The organism is Microcystis sp. M165S2 (assembly GCF_020245885.1).
GTDB lineage: Bacteria > Cyanobacteriota > Cyanobacteriia > Cyanobacteriales > Microcystaceae > Microcystis.
Genome location: NZ_JADBTZ010000214.1, coordinates 1 through 15,173, shown reverse-complemented (window position 1 = coordinate 15,173; position 15,173 = coordinate 1). Strand labels below are relative to the sequence as shown.

General features: G+C 41.8%; 10 protein-coding genes. 2 read left to right on the top strand and 8 right to left on the bottom strand.

Annotated elements, in window-relative coordinates; translation table 11 throughout:
- Positions 1 to 133: 133 nt before the first annotated feature.
- Positions 134 to 637, bottom strand: a complete 504-nt coding sequence (locus IM479_RS11085) for a hypothetical protein (RefSeq protein WP_287685809.1) — start codon at positions 635 to 637, stop codon at positions 134 to 136.
- A 513-nt stretch (positions 638 to 1,150) separates the two neighbouring features.
- Here IM479_RS11085 and IM479_RS11080 point away from each other — a divergent pair.
- The gene (locus IM479_RS11080) at positions 1,151 to 1,651 is read left to right on the top strand and encodes a DUF2335 domain-containing protein (protein WP_287685807.1); all 501 of its coding nucleotides are present in this window, start codon (positions 1,151 to 1,153) and stop codon (positions 1,649 to 1,651) included.
- 85 nt (positions 1,652 to 1,736) lie between these two features.
- Here IM479_RS11080 and IM479_RS11075 read toward each other — a convergent pair whose 3' ends face one another.
- Positions 1,737 to 5,723, bottom strand: a complete 3,987-nt coding sequence (locus tag IM479_RS11075; protein ID WP_287685806.1) for a magnesium chelatase subunit H — start codon at positions 5,721 to 5,723, stop codon at positions 1,737 to 1,739.
- A gap of 1,029 nt (positions 5,724 to 6,752) precedes the next feature.
- Between IM479_RS11075 and IM479_RS11070 the strand changes: the two genes are divergently transcribed.
- Positions 6,753 to 7,592 carry an N-acetylmuramoyl-L-alanine amidase-like domain-containing protein gene (locus tag IM479_RS11070; protein ID WP_287699406.1) on the top strand — a complete coding sequence of 280 codons (840 nt, stop codon included), beginning with the start codon at positions 6,753 to 6,755 and terminating at the stop codon, positions 7,590 to 7,592.
- A 52-nt stretch (positions 7,593 to 7,644) separates the two neighbouring features.
- Here the strand turns inward: IM479_RS11070 and IM479_RS11065 are convergent, their stop codons facing one another.
- From IM479_RS11065 to IM479_RS11040, 6 genes are all read right to left on the bottom strand, one after another.
- Positions 7,645 to 8,820 (bottom strand): hybrid sensor histidine kinase/response regulator, encoded by a 1,176-nt coding sequence (locus IM479_RS11065; RefSeq protein WP_286826075.1) that lies wholly within the window; start codon positions 8,818 to 8,820, stop codon positions 7,645 to 7,647.
- Between the two features lie 365 nt (positions 8,821 to 9,185).
- Entirely contained in the window at positions 9,186 to 9,632 is a 447-nt protein-coding gene (locus IM479_RS11060; protein WP_286826074.1) for a response regulator, read from the bottom strand.
- Entirely contained in the window at positions 9,571 to 11,877 is a 2,307-nt protein-coding gene (locus IM479_RS11055) for a sensor histidine kinase (protein WP_287685802.1), read from the bottom strand. Before IM479_RS11055 ends, IM479_RS11060 begins: the two co-directional genes overlap by 62 nt.
- 410 nt (positions 11,878 to 12,287) lie before the next feature.
- Complete coding sequence (locus IM479_RS11050) at positions 12,288 to 12,569, bottom strand: type II toxin-antitoxin system RelE/ParE family toxin (RefSeq protein ID WP_287685800.1); 282 nt, start codon at positions 12,567 to 12,569, stop codon at positions 12,288 to 12,290.
- Entirely contained in the window at positions 12,566 to 12,790 is a 225-nt protein-coding gene (locus IM479_RS11045; RefSeq protein ID WP_287685798.1) for a hypothetical protein, read from the bottom strand. The genes IM479_RS11050 and IM479_RS11045 overlap by 4 nt, the downstream gene beginning before the upstream one ends.
- Before the next feature lie 151 nt (positions 12,791 to 12,941).
- Positions 12,942 to 14,993 (bottom strand): M3 family metallopeptidase, encoded by a 2,052-nt coding sequence (locus tag IM479_RS11040; protein WP_287685796.1) that lies wholly within the window; start codon positions 14,991 to 14,993, stop codon positions 12,942 to 12,944.
- Between the last annotated feature and the right edge of the window lie 180 nt (positions 14,994 to 15,173).

Below are 15,173 nucleotides of genomic sequence, written 5' to 3'. Positions count from 1 at the left end.
TGCGATACATTGGTACTAAGGAGAGAAGATGCAAGGGTTTTGAGTAATTTTAGCAGATTCAGGGGCACCTGAGCGACTCTCAATCTAGCTAAAAGCCTTTTCCTGTAAGGTTTTTAGCTTTATTCAGCAAACCCTAAATAGGTCTAACTGAGTCGCCAATTTGAGGGTTTTCAAAAGGTAACGTTTCGGATAATTCCCGTACTAGCAGTTTATTTAACAATTCACGATTTATTAGCTCGGATATTGGCTTTTTATCGTTCTTAGAATTCGCTCCTACGGCTCTTTTTAAGAATTTTCCTATCAAATCGGACGGGGTTTCTTGTTCTTTAAGCAACAACTCCAGCAATCTAGATCCTTTATTATTGGCTCTATCCGATTGTAAAATCGATATTTTTTCTTGAACAAAAGTAATTGTCCCCGTCCCTCTCACTAAGTCAAGATAGCCTAAAGACTCACCAGTCTGAGGATCTTTTATTTCCTCTTCACTTGTATTGTAAACTAACATTCTTTGACCTTCTCGAATTCCACTAATTTCACCTCTATTGATCACTAATTTATAGTCGTCAATAACTTTGACAACTTTGGCGGGAAAGGTTCCTTTAGGAGATAAAATGGGTTTTTCGGCTACATTTTCCATAATGATTTATCTTTGGTATAAATCTGGTTAATATTAAATATTATCGCTCTTAGGGCGCAATAGCTATAATTTAAACTTATATTTGTCAGGATTTAATGATAAGGTCGGTCAATTGCCTTGATCATTAATAGTACGAATGTAGGGGCTATGTATTATAACTGCAAAAAAGGGGTTGAGTGTGATAATTTCTTATAAATTCAAAAAATTGCTATGATAAAATGCTAGAATGAAGGGGTGAACATAACTTAAACGAGGGTGTTATGGTAAAAAAATACTATCGTGACATTTCTTCCCAAAATTACTCTATTCCTAGACGCTACTTTATGGATGGTCTGGTCTCAGTTCTAGATATAGGGGGGACTTATCGTACCAATCTAGATTATCGTTGTCGTGTTCGTGTGGGCAAAAAAGTACATTTGAATCCAGATGCTGCCGCAATTCAGTCTGATTGGATGAAAACGGGATTAGATATTGACAATGCAATTTGTGAATATGGGGGAAAGTTGTCTCAAAATGTCCGACGAAAGTAAAAAGCCAGAAGACCAGGATAATAGTGAGCTAGTCGAAAGACCTTTAGATTCCACAGGTGAAATATTAAAAGATGACACTATTGATCAGTCAACTATAACCCCGATTCTCCAGGGACAAATAAGCGGCAGCATAGCCGCCTTCTATGGACCGATTCCTCATCCAACAATTCTAAAAGGATATGAAGAAGTTTTGCCCGGCAGTGCTGATAGGATTTTGTCTATGACGGAGAAAGAAGGTGAACATCGAAGAAAGATAGAAACAGAACTGGTAAAAAACGATAATATCCGCTCTTATCTTGGACAAATTGCCGGTTTTACGATTGCGATAGTTGGTTTAGGTGGCTCTATTTATCTGGGGATTAATGATAAAGTTTGGGCATCTGGAATTATGAGTGCGGGTACTTTAACAGGTTTGGTGACGGTTTTTGTTAAAGGGGATAAAGAGAGAAGAATTCAGTCCGAACAAGATGATCAAGACAAGTGATTCAAATACTGTAAGTTTTTCCTAGACAAAAATGGTAGAGAAGCGATATTTTGCCTCTCTACCTTGAGGTATTTTACTAGATTAATTACTCGATTCCTTCGATACGGTCCTCCACTTCTTGATAAAGTTCCTGTAAGCGGTCTAAATTTTCCTGAGAAGTTTCCCAGTAACCGCGACCATTAACTTCTAGCAGGGTTCCCACCATCTTGCGGAAAGAATTAGGATTGAGATTCATCAGACGCTGACACATTTCCTCATCTTGAATAAAGGTGGTGTTGACATCTTCATAAACCCAATTATCCACCGCGTCAGCAGTTGCAGACCATCCCATGGTATTAACTAAACGCTTCGATAATTCTCGGACCCCTTCGTAACCGTGATTTAACATTCCCTCGTACCATTTGGGATTGAGTAACTTGGTGCGGGTATCTAAACGGACGGTTTCCGATAAAGTACGCACTTGAGCGTTAGCGGTGGTAGTATCGGCAATATAGGCTGCCGGTTTTTTGCCATCATCCCGTAAACTAGCGACAACTTTGGTGGGATCCGAGTCGAAATAGTGGGAAACATCGGTTAAACTAATTTCGCTAGAATCCAAGTTTTGGAAAGTTGCCTCGGCAGTTTTTAAGGATGCTTCAAACAACTGACGATTATCGGCCATCATCCCGGGATTATCGGAATCGAAAGCAAAACCCTTGCGGTTGAGATACATATTCTGTAACTCTTTTTCGTCTTCCCAACTGCTATTTTCCACCGCGAGATTGATGTTAGAAGAATAGGAACCGGAAGCATTAGAAAAGATGCGGGTGGCTGCCTGTCGAACCGTTAAACCCATTTCTTTTGCTTGTTCAATTGCGTGTTTGCGGACATAATTCATCTCCATCGGTTCGTTTGCTTCCGCGGCCATTTTTACACCTTGGTCAAGCAAGTTCATCTGATTGATAAATAAATCCCGGAAGACACCGGAACAGTTGACCACCACATCAATGCGCGGTCTTCCCAACTCCTCTAGGGGAATTAATTCCAGTTTATTCACCCGTCCTAAAGCATCGGGAACAGGACGAACTCCCACCATCCAGAGAATTTGTGCTAGGGATTCCCCATAGGTTTTGATGTTATCGGTTCCCCAGAGAACACAAGCGATGGTTTCGGGATATTTACCGCCATTATCCAGTTTTTGCCGTTCTAACAGACGATCTACCACGATTTTAGCCGATTTTACCGCCGCTAGGGTCGGGATAGACTGGGGATCTAAAGCGTGGATATTTTTACCCGTCGGTAAAACTCCGGGGTTACGGATGGGGTCGCCACCGGGACCGGGAAGAACGTATTCCCCTTCTAATGCTTTTAATAGGGCCCCTAATTCATTATCAGCACAGACCTGTTCTAAACAAAATTCTAGGTATTCAAACAGGGGTTTTAATGCGACCGGATCAACTTTTGGATAACCCATTTCCTGTAAAGTTTCGATCCAAGGCGATTTCTTGCCTATATTGAAGAAATTCAGCTTAGAAAGCATCGATACCCGACCTTCTGCGTCGGTTTGGGATTTTACTAAAGCGGAAACGGCAGCGCGAGTCGCGAGGGTGATGTTTTGCAGTAATTCCACATCCTCTAACACCCCTCGATCGCTATTGCGATAAACTTCCTCTATATCCCGGCCAATGCTGTTGGCAATAATTCGGGGTAAGGAGAGTAAACCGTCTTCTTCCCGGTCTAAACTGGCAATATTGACTAAAGTTGCGATCGCTTCGAGCGCCGAGGGGGGTTTCCCGATAACGTGAAGTCCGCAGGGAAGTAAGCGCGATTCAATTTCCATCAGTTTGCGATAGACGGAACCGACGATATTATCCCGTTCTTCTTGACTGAGATGGGCGGTGTCACCATCAGGTAAACTTATATCCTTGTCGAGATTGACTAATAAACATTTATCGACAATGGTATTGACAATTTGCACCCCACGCCCACTGTCTTTCAGGGTTTGGTAAGAACCGATCAACTCGCTCAGTTCTTTTAACCCTTTGTAGAGTCCGGCATTTTCTGCGGGGGGAGTGAGATAGGAGATAGTTTCCGCATAACTGCGACGTTTAGCGATCGTCGCTTCGCTGGGGTTATTAGCGGCATAATAGTAGAGGTTGGGAATCATCCCGATGAGGTTATCGGGGTAGCATTCTCCAGACATTCCCATCTGTTTCCCCGGCATAAATTCTAAGGATCCGTGGGTGCCAAAATGGAGAACTGCGTCTGCTTTCCAGACTTGATTGAGATAGGTATAGTAGGCTGCAAAACCGTGGTGGGGACTAGCAGAACGAGAAAATAGCAGACGCATGGGATCCCCTTCATAACCGAAGGTGGGTTGAACCCCAATAAAGACGTTACCGAATTCTTTCCCGTAGATTAAAAGATTTTGTCCATCACTGTTGAGATGTCCCGGTGGTGGTCCCCAATTTTCCTCTAAACGGACGGAATAGGGGGTTAAGCGTTCGTATTCGGGTACGGACATCCGATAGGCGATATTTAGCTCCGGACTATGGTATTGTGCGGTGGCATCATGGATTACCGCTTCCATTAGTTCTCGGGGAGATGCGGGTAAGTCCTGCAAGTCATAACCGTTATTTTGTAACGCTTGCATCACTTCGTAGATGGAACCGAACACATCTAGATAGGCTGCGGTTCCCACATTCCCTTTATCGGGGGGGAAACTAAAGACAGTGATGGCGACTTTTTTGTTTAGTTTCGGTTTCTTCCTTAGAGTAGCCCATTTTAGCGCCCGTTGAGCGATCGCTTCTACCCGGTCTTGTAAGGCGATCGCTTTACCCGTGGCCCCATCCCGGCCCGATAATATAATAGGTTCGATCGCACCGTCTAATTCGGGAATGGCAATCTGTAGCGCTACTTGAATCGGGTGTAACCCTAAATCGCTTTCTTCCCATTCCTGGGTGGTTTGGAAAACTAGCGGTAACGCGCACATATAGGGACGATTGAGACGTTTTAAGGATTCTATCGCTTTCGGGTGATCTTGTCGCGCTGGACCTCCCACTAAAGCAAATCCCGTCAGGGAAATTACTGTATCGACGATGGGAACCGCTTCCACTCCTTTTAAGCTTTTATCCCAGAAGTATTCTTCTACGGGTTTAGAAAAGTCTAATCCCCCAGCAAAAACGGGAAGGACTCGCGCACCCATAGACTCGAATTCCTGCACGAGAGCGACATAATGAGCGTCATCCCCAGTAACGAGGTGAGTTCTCTGTAAAATTAAGCCAACACAGGGAGCTAAGGGGTCTTTTAAGTCATCGGCAATATCACTGCGGTTATTGTACCAAGCGAAGTATTCCTTGACATCCTCGAACATTTTCATGGATAAAGGATGCCAGATCCCCAGATCTGGATAAACTACCGGTTCTTTGTAAACTACGCTGTCATCCTTGTTATCAAAGACGTACTTATCGGCCAACATTAACAGGAAGTTCTCTAAATTTTCTGCGGAACCTCCTAGCCAATACTGGAAACTTAACATAAAGTTGCGTGCGTCCTGAGCTTTTTCCATGGGGAGGTATTTCAGGACTTGCGGTAAGGTTCGCAATAACTTTAACATCGCATCTTGGAAACCAGCGCCGGAGTTTTCCTTGCGCTTTTTCATAAAGTTAGCGATGACACTCTTAGACTGTCCCAATTGGGCCATGGAAAAGCTGCCTAATTTATTTAAGCGCATTACCTGGGGCATGGAGGGAAAGACGATCGCCGCGTCTAATTTATCCCGATGGGGACTGACAGCGGCCACGACTTTATCGGCTAAATCTTCGATAAAGATGAGAGAGGCAATGAAAATATTAGCTTTGGCTATATCCTCTTGAAAATTGCGATAATTTTCCCCATCGCGCAGTTCTTCGATTAAATAACCACTAATTTCGATCGCTAGTTTCGGGTTGTTAGCGTTGATTTCCCTGACGGCACTACTCAGCGCACTTTGGTACTGAGGTTCTAGCACGACATAGACCACCTTGACCAGCGAGCGACCATTCAACGCGTCGGGAACTATGTGACGAATGGTGGACTTGACGTGAGTGAACATATATGATGGTTCTCCTTAGGATTGCTGAGTCTGGTATGAAGTGATTTTCGTCATCAGATGACGATCGCCCTTTGTTTAAGGTATTTAGATATATATGTTTCTGTCTTGTATCAGAAAATGTCACCCCAATGAGCATTTACTCTGGGTTTTGACACAATTCGATAAATATCTTGCCAGATTTTGTAACAGATGGTAAAGAGCTTTCTGAGTAACTGCTCAGGCTTTTATTTACAAAAATTAATATTTAATCTATTGACTTTTTTAATTAAAAGTGGTATTTGATAGCAACTCAGACGAGATTTCGCTGTTAACACATGATGATGAGACATCTGCAAGTGCTATAACTCAATCAAGATCAGCTTTTTGTTCTTATGCTAGACCGCTGGTAAAAATCAAAAATTGTTGTTAGGGTTAGGAGTCAGTCCCGATGAAAAAATTTTCACCCCCACAGATGAAAGAGGTTTCCTTCCCTACACCCCACAACCTACACCCTACACCCACTTTCAAGTCAGTAGCAGGTAAGCTGCACTGGATTTAAACTGAGTAGGGGAAATTTTAGTACAAATGCTCGAACTGGCAACTCTGGCACTCCGGTGCAGTCTTAAGGAGTAATTTAGATAGGGTTTGCTGAATAAAGCTAAAAACCTTGTTGGGTAAGACTTTTAGACTTTTTGTCAATCAAAAAGTACCAGAGATGGGAGTGATCAGGGGGAAAATTCAGGTACTTTTTCCCTGAAAATTAGGTAGTTGACCACCTGAAAATCGGTAAAACCCTACACCCCACACCCCACACCCCACACCCCACACCCTACCCCCACCGAAAAACTTTTTCAGCAGACCCTATTTAAGATTTCGATGATTAGTTTTAGTGAAACTTTTACTAGGGTAAGGGAATGCTTTCAGGATTCCAGTCTTGGTTTTCTTGTAGCCAAACTAGAATCCGTGACTATTAAGTCGATGATAAACTCTATTATTTTCAGTAACCGATCGACAATGTTTTTAAATTGGATAACTTTACCTTATTTATTAATGAATCCTGTTTTAATTCCCTTGAGCATAGCTCGATCGGAAACTATTCTTGCTCAAGAAGTAAGCGATCCTAATTATCAAAAACTGGTACAGTACGCTCAAAATCAACAACTTGATCGCCTAGCCATGGCTGATATAATCCAGAATATCGCCACTCAATTTTTAGGAGCAAAATATCAAGCAGGATTACTCGATCGCTCGGCAACAGAAAAATTATTTATCTCTTTAAAAGAGTTTGATTGTGTCCTCTTTGTGGAAACAGTTCTCGCTTTGAGTCACAATTTTGCTTTAAAAAATTATCAGTATTCTGCTTTTAGTCAGCAGGTCTTAAATCAACGTTATCGCCACGGTATTCTCGACGGTTATTGTAGTCGTCTGCATTACTTTTCCGATTGGATTAATGACAACCAAAAACGAGGTAATCTAGAAAATATTACTCAAAAATTAGGTGGAATTACTCTTGACAAAAAGCTCAACTTTATCAGCAAAAATCGCCCTCTATATCCCCAGTTAAAAACTCAAAGTAATTACGATTGTATTCAACAGGTAGAAAAGCAATTAGAAAGCTTATCCTTAACCTATATTCCCACCGCTAAGATTAAAGATATTTATCCACAACTGCAAGCTGGCGATATTATCAGTGTCGTGACTAATATCGCTGGTTTAGATACCACCCATATCGGTCTAGTTTATCGCTTTCCTGACGGCAAAATTGGCTTAATTCATGCCTCTCCTGCGGGTCAAGTTACCATTGCTAAAGACCTAGAAAAATATATCACTAAAGTGGACAAAGCCATCGGTATTTTTGTCGTTCGTTCCCTTGATCCAAGAAATAGGTAGATAGGCAGCGAGGGCAGCAGAAAAAAATTGTGGTCCCACCCTATTGTTCATCTCAATTTAGGTGTTCAATGTCGGTAATAATCGGTAAAATCACCGTGATCTTTGTGCCTTTTCCTTCCTCACTTTCCAGGTAAATTTGTCCTTTGTGCGCTTCCACACAGCGTCCGACAATGGCTAATCCTAATCCCGTTCCTTGAATATTATCGACATTGCTACCGCGATAAAAAGGTTTAAATAAATTTTCTTTATCTTTGCTGGGAATACCAATCCCTCGATCGACAATTTTAAAGACTACCTGCTCGGATTCAACAATAATCTTAAATTCTACGGGGTTGCCTTGGGGTGAATATTTGAGAGCATTTCCCAGTAAATTTGTCAAGATATGTTTAATTAAATTTATATCCCAAAGTCCTCTTTCTAAGCTGCCTTCAACTTGGAAAATAATTGCTAATTGCGGCTCCGGCTTAACAGTAAAAGATTCTACTAATTTCTGACAATAATCCAGTAAATCCACCAGATCAAATTGACAGTATAATCTCCCGGAATCGGCCCGGCCAATTAATAACACTTCTGTGAGCAATTGATCCATGTCTTTAATGGCCGATCGAATCATGCGAAAATAGCTAACTTGCTGATCTTTTGTCAACCGATCGCGACTTTCTTCTAATAATCCAGCCGAGAGTAAAATTTTATTTAAAGGATTGCGAAAATCGTGGGATAACATGGAAACAAATTCGGTTCTTAACTGATTTAATTCCTGAGCTTTTTCCAGTTGATTAGTACGTTCAATCACGCTCATTTTTAAAGCTTCGTTCGATTCTCGTAAAGCTTCCTCCATCTGTTTTCGCTCGATCGCATAACATAGCGATCGAGTTAAAATTTCTAAACTTACTTCTCTTTTAATTAAATAATCCTGCGCTCCCTGACGCAGTGCTGCCAAAGCTAAATTATCATCATTAGTATTAGTTAAAACCACGATCGGCAATTTCGGAGCCGTAATTAAAAGGGGAGCTAAGGATTCCAAACCCTGACTATCTGGTAAAGTTAAATCTAATAAAATTACATCAAAATTTGTTTGTTGTAACAGAGAAATCGCCTCGGATAATCTTGAGACATTAACCAGATGAAATTCTTTTTTTTCATTACCCTTAAGAATTTCCTTTAATAATCGAGCTTCGGCTAAATTATCCTCGATTAAAAGAACTTTTATATCCTGCGAGAGTCCCATTTTTTAATCAAGAGTTAAAGAGATTTGGGAAGTTAGGGAGTGGGAAGATTTTTCAGTGATCAGTAAACAGTAATCAGTAATCAGTAATCAGTAACCAGTAATCAGTAAACAGTAATCAGTAATCAGTAAACAGTAAACAGTAAACAGTAAACAATAAACAGTAAACAGTAAACAGTAAACAGTAAACAGTGAAAAGAAAGCTCCGAACTTGCCACTTGATACTACTAACTGATAACTGATAACTGATAACTGATAACTGATAACTGATAACTGATAACTGATAACTGATAACTGATAACTGATAACTGATAACTGATAACTCAAACCTGATAACTGATAACTGATAACTGATAACTGATAATGATTCACTCCCCGGGTAAAGTAGCGGTTTCTAACCAAAAAGCCTCGATATTTTTGACAATTTTGAACAAATCTTTGAGATTGCGTGACTTGGTTATATAACAATTAACGTGCAGTTCATAGCTATAAAAAATATCCTCCTCGTTGCGAGAAGTGGTTAAAACCACCACAGGAATTCTTTTTAAACTGGGATCGTTTTTTATTTCCGCTAATACCTCCCGTCCGTCTTTTCTTGGTAAATTCAGATCGAGAAGAATAAGATTAGGACGGGGAGAATCGAGATACTCCCCTTCTCGACGCAGATAATCCATAGCGCTGACACCATCCCTAACGATAACTAATTCGTGCGGGACGGTGCTAGTTTTTAATGCCTCTTGAATGAGGCGAATATCAGCCTTGCTGTCCTCCACTAATAAGATAATTTTGTGTGGCACGTCCTCGCCAGCGCTCACGCTCGTCACCTCCTAGGGGAATTGTAAAACAGAAAACCGCTCCTTTGCCTAATTGGGATTCTACCCAAATTCGTCCGCGATGACACTCGATAATTTTCTTACAAATCGCTAAACCCATACCTGTGCCGGGGTACTCGTCGCGGGTGTGCAGTCGTTGGAAAATCACGAAAATGCGTTCGGAAAATCGGGGATCGATACCAATTCCATTATCGGTGACAGAGAACAGCCATTCCTCTTCTTGACGTTGGGCAGCAATATGAATAGTGGGAGTTGCTTTTCCTCGGAATTTAATCGCATTACCGATGAGATTTTGGAACAATTGCATTAACTGGGTTTTATCTGCCATGATAATTGGCAAAGGATCAACGGTGATCATAGCTTGACTTTCTTGAATTCTCCCTTTCAGGTTAGCGAGAGCTTTTTCCAGTGCCAGATTAGCATCGATGGTATTAAACTCTACCGCCTGCATATCCACTTTCGAGTAAGCCAGCACATCATCTATTAATGTTTGCATCAAACTGACACCTTCGACGGCAAAAGTAATAAATTCTTTAGCATCTTCGTCCAGTTCTTCGGTGTAGCGCATTTCTAGCAACTGCACATAGTTGGCGACTTGATTGAGGGGTTCCTGTAAATCGTGGGAAGCGACGTAGGCGAATTTTTTTAATTCGGCGTTTGATAGTTCCAAATCCCGCGCTAAACGGGCCAATTCATCGGCTTGTTTTAAGATGATATTGACGATCGCTTTTCGTAATTCTAGTGCCGCGTTAATTTCTACTGCTTTCCAGGGTAAAGATTTGAGGCGAACGGTTTCTTTCCAGAGGGAGAAAGATTTACGCGGACAGAGACGAATATCACCATCTATGGCAGTCGTTTCGATCGCTTTACCCGGATCACCACCCCAGTTCACGGTTTGAATTACTTCCGGACGAAACCAGAGGAGATAATTACGTTTAGAAATGGGAATTGCTAGTAAACCACTGGCAATGTCTTTAAACTTACCCGCATCGGCATAAATTCGCGGTAAGGAATTGGTATAGTAAACATCTTCATGGACGTTTTTTTCTAGCCAAGTAATCAGATAATTTAGTTCTTCTTCGCTCGGGGTTACTCCAATTAAGGTATAATTGCCGCCTAAACAAATAGCGGCTCCTGTAGCTTTAGTTAGATCGAGTAGATTAGGTTTATGGGCAATTAATCCATCAATAAAGTTATTAGCTTTAGCCATATAATCGATTAATTGCAACTGCACAAAGTTTAATTTTACTCGATAGTCATAATCCTCGGTTTCTTCCCGTGCCGATATTTCCGAAAAGATTACTCGTCCCAAAAATTCACAAGCTTTACGGAGTTCGTAGGGTACATATTTGGGGGTGCGGTGATGACAGGCAATAATACCCCAGAGACGTTTATTTTCAATCAGAGAAATGGTTAGAGATGCTCCCACTCCCATGTTATGCAGGTATTCTAAATGACAGGGAGAAGCACTTCTAAGACTGGACAGGGTTAAATTTAAAGGTTGTTGAGTTTCGGGATGAAGAATAGGCACTAGATCGACGGGTTCAGAGGTGGCATCGGGAATCTGTCGAATCCAATTAGCAGTTAATAAATTTCGTGCCGGGAGAGGGATATCGGAAGCGGGATAACGTAAACCGAGATAGGGTTCTAGTTGCTCTATTTTGTCTTCTGCTATCACATCACCGTTATCTTCTTCGTCGAATTTGTATAACATAACTCGATCGAATCCTGTCATTTTTCGCACTTCTTTAACGATGATATTACAGAAATCTTTCAGGCTACGGGTGGCTTCAAGTTTATCGATCGAAGTTTTGGCTAGGTGATAGAATCTCAGGAAAGGAATGTTTTCATAGGAAATAGCTGGTTCTAACTCTAAAATCAGCATTTGTTCGGCGTTACGGTGGAAAATAGCATCAAAGACGGCAAAATCATCCCCTTTAACCCGCGCCCAAATTTTGGAGGGATTGATAGCATCAAAATCGTTATTTTCTATGGCTGATTTTAGAGGATCGATCTGAAAGGGATCGAAGATTTCCTCTAGGGTTTTACCGATAATTTCCCCCGGAGAAATGCCCAATAAACTGCGGCTATTACTGCTAGTTTGGCTGACTTTTAGCTCCGGTTCGCTGAGAACTAAAAGCACTCCGTGCGGTTGAATTCGGTTATAGAGATGGATCGGTTCCCGTTCGATCGAAGTTGGGTTAATTGTCTCGGTTAGAACTTCCATGTGTATTACCCCCAGAGGATTTTTGCCAAGTTGAAAACTCTTTGTTTATTAAAACTATTTCTTCTCACTTTCAGGGAGCGATCGAGAATAAATTTACTTCTCTTAATCCCTGGACATCAAAAGTAATAAAACTTTAATTAATCAGTTATCTATCGATCGAGCAGTTCTGTTCATTTTCCTTTATTATAATCAGTTTTTCTGTTGAGAATCTATGGTAATTTGTTAAGAATTAAGAGTTAATGTTACAAGGGACAGATAATTCTTCATAAAAATATATGGTAGTTAAGGGGTTTCAGACCCAAAAATTTCAAGGAACGCACGCTAGAAAAGTAGGCGATCTGCTAGGCAGTGCCTTCGGCATCCCACTGTGGTTGTACAATTGATAAGCAAGAACAAATTAAAGAGATAAATCAGTAAACTTGATCGTGTTTTCCAATATCAACTATAACAATTAAAGTTTCTCCTGAATCAGTATCTTGACGAAAAGTAAAAATAATACGGCAATCGTAACTAACAGAACATGACCAATAACCTTCTAATCTACCTGTAAGCTTATGGGATTTTAAAGAGGGGGTGAAGGGATTATCTTCTAACAAATATAGAACCTCTGATACCTTGCTTTGTAGTTGAGTATTTTTGCTGATTAAGCGTTGAAAAGCTCTTTTAAAGCTTTTGTCAGCAACTAATTTCATTTTTCTTCATCCTCTAACAAATAAGCCATTATCTCTTCAGCACTGCCTTTTTTTGCTGTTCCCATTGCTAAAGATTTTAAGGTTTCTTCGCCATTTTTAGTCATCTCATCGCGGCGTTTCTCAATGCGTCTTTTACGAATTAGCTCAAACAAATAATCTTGGTCTTCAATGGATAGACTCTCTACCGATTCGATCAGATCTTGAAAAAATGCGATACTCATTAAAGTTTACTCCTGTTAGTTAACTTTTTTTTCCGATATGTTATCACAATATAGTCAAGTAGAGTGCGTCAGGCAATCCCTTGTTTTTAGGGAAAAAATCAAGAGCTAAATATCGCCGTAACGCACCACAAAGAAAAGTTTTTGGCTACTTTTATAATCCGCTATGACGGAGGAGAGGTTCGGTACTAGGTTCGCGACCGCGGAAAGCTTTAAAAACATTCATAGGATGGGAACTTCCCCCCATAGCTAAGACAGTATCGCGAAAACGGCGACCGATCGCTTTCACTGCTTCTTCGTTATCTAATCCCACTTCCTCGAAAGCGGCAAAAGCATCGGCGCTGAGGACTTCTGCCCATTTATAACTATAGTAACCCGCCGCATAACCGCCGGCGAAAATATGTCCAAAAGAACATAAGAAAGCATCTTCCGGTAGAGGAGGAATTATCGTCGTCGTCGCTGCTAAACGCTGTCTGACTTGTTTAGGAGTTTCGCTGCCATTCGGTTGATAACGATGGTGTAATTCCAAATCTACTAGAGACAAATGTAACTGACGCAACATGGCCGAACCACTCATATAACTCTTAGTTAGGAGCAGTTTTTGGTAGTAATGTTCGGGGAGAGTTTCGCCGGTTTCGTAGTGTTTGGCCATACTCATTAAAGTAGGGCGATCATAACACCAATTTTCCATAAATTGACTGGGCAATTCCACTGCGTCCCACTCAACGTTATTAATGCCCGCCGCGCCGGAATAATCCACAGTGGTTAACATATGCTGTAAACCGTGGCCAAATTCGTGAAAGAGGGTAGTTACCTCCTCAAAGGTCATTAAACTGGGGTTTCCATCTACTGGAGGCGTTTGATTGCAGATTAAATAAGCCACAGGTAAACGCACCTCGGCACTGGTTTTGGCGCGACCGATACAGACATCCATCCAAGCGCCGCCGCGTTTTTCGGCGGGACGACTGTAGGCATCGAGGTAGAAATAGGCGATTTTTTCGCCCTTTTCGTCGTTAATCTGGAAATAACGCACATCGGGATGCCAGATAGGTGCTTTACCGTCAGCGGCGATAATTTCTACCCCAAAAATCCGTTTAGCGAGGCTAAATATGCCTTCTAAAACCCGTGGTAGGGGGAAATAGGGGCGTAATTCCTCGGCACTAAAGTTAAACTTGGCCTGACGCTGTTTTTCTGACCAATAGGCTATATCCCAATGCTTGAGATCGTCGGTTTCCGCAAAAGTTTTTAAGGCCTCTAAATCCTCTTTTGCCGCTTCATAGCTTACTTGGCGCAAATTGTCAAGCAATTTCTCGATTTCATCCACAGAATTGGCCATTTTCCGGGCAAGACTGACCTCGGCGTAGGTACTATAACCTAGAAGATGAGCTTGTTCCTGACGAAGTTGCAAAATGCGATCGATTAAGGGATTATTATCCAATTCTCCCAGATCAGCCCGACTAACGTAGGCTTTATAGAGTTTTTCTCGCAATTCCCGATTATCGCTGTACTTCATAAAGGGGAAATAACTGGGAAAATCGAGGCTAATCACCCAGGGGCCAGTTTCGTTGCTGGCGTTAGTTTCCCCTTGGGCGCGGGCGGTTTGGGCCGCTAAACTAAGGAGACTAGGGGGTAAACCGGCGATATCTTCTGGGGTTGTTAGTTTCAGTTTAAAAGCTTTGGTGGCATCGAGGAGGTTATTAGAAAATTTCGTGGTTATTTCCGCTAATTCCAGTTGAATCGCGTTAAATCTGTCTTTTTTCTCTCCTGCTAATCCCACCCCGGCTAATTGGGCATCCCGCAGGGAAGCTTCGACAATGCGCTGTTGTGCCTCGTCTAATTGCCCCCAGCTTTCCCCTTGACGCAGGGACAAAAATGCCTCATAAATGGGTTTACTTTGGCTTAAACGGCTAATAAACTCGACTACCTGCGGTTGTACGGTTTCGTAAGCTTGACGCAATTCTGGGCTATTTTTTACCCCCATCAGATGACCGATAACCCCCCAACTCCAGCTTAAACGTTCTTCGATCCGGGTGAGGGGTTCGACTAATTTTTCCCAGGTGGGGATAATCTGCGCTTCTAGATCGGTTAATTCTCTGGCCAGTTCCTGCAAAAGTTGCGTCATCCCAGGGACAATCAGGCCGGGTTGGATTTGGTCAAAAGCCGGTAATCCTTGACCGACAAGCAGCGGGTTACTGGTATTCGTCATAATTTTTGGTCTGGAAGGGTGAGTAATTTGTATCTTTTACTACCGCTCAACTAAACTTACTCAAACTTACTTAAAAGTCTGAAAGCTTAGTCATTCGTAGTGGGTCAAGCACTACAGGATTAAACGGCAAACCCTTTATTCCCTGGTCAATGACATCAGGAATTACTTTTCTAATGATGT

Excerpts from the sequence above, each read along its gene's own strand:
- IM479_RS11070 (WP_287699406.1), top strand. The coding sequence starts at position 6,753 with ATGAATCCTGTTTTAATTCCCTTGAGCATAGCTCGATCGGAAACTATT.
- IM479_RS11085 (WP_287685809.1), bottom strand. The coding sequence starts at position 637 with ATGGAAAATGTAGCCGAAAAACCCATTTTATCTCCTAAAGGAACCTTT.
- IM479_RS11050 (WP_287685800.1), bottom strand. The coding sequence starts at position 12,569 with ATGAAATTAGTTGCTGACAAAAGCTTTAAAAGAGCTTTTCAACGCTTA.
- IM479_RS11055 (WP_287685802.1), bottom strand. The coding sequence starts at position 11,877 with ATGGAAGTTCTAACCGAGACAATTAACCCAACTTCGATCGAACGGGAA.
- IM479_RS11045 (WP_287685798.1), bottom strand. The coding sequence starts at position 12,790 with ATGAGTATCGCATTTTTTCAAGATCTGATCGAATCGGTAGAGAGTCTA.
- IM479_RS11040 (WP_287685796.1), bottom strand. The coding sequence starts at position 14,993 with ATGACGAATACCAGTAACCCGCTGCTTGTCGGTCAAGGATTACCGGCT.
- IM479_RS11080 (WP_287685807.1), top strand. The coding sequence starts at position 1,151 with ATGTCCGACGAAAGTAAAAAGCCAGAAGACCAGGATAATAGTGAGCTA.
- IM479_RS11065 (WP_286826075.1), bottom strand. The coding sequence starts at position 8,820 with ATGGGACTCTCGCAGGATATAAAAGTTCTTTTAATCGAGGATAATTTA.
- IM479_RS11075 (WP_287685806.1), bottom strand. The coding sequence starts at position 5,723 with ATGTTCACTCACGTCAAGTCCACCATTCGTCACATAGTTCCCGACGCG.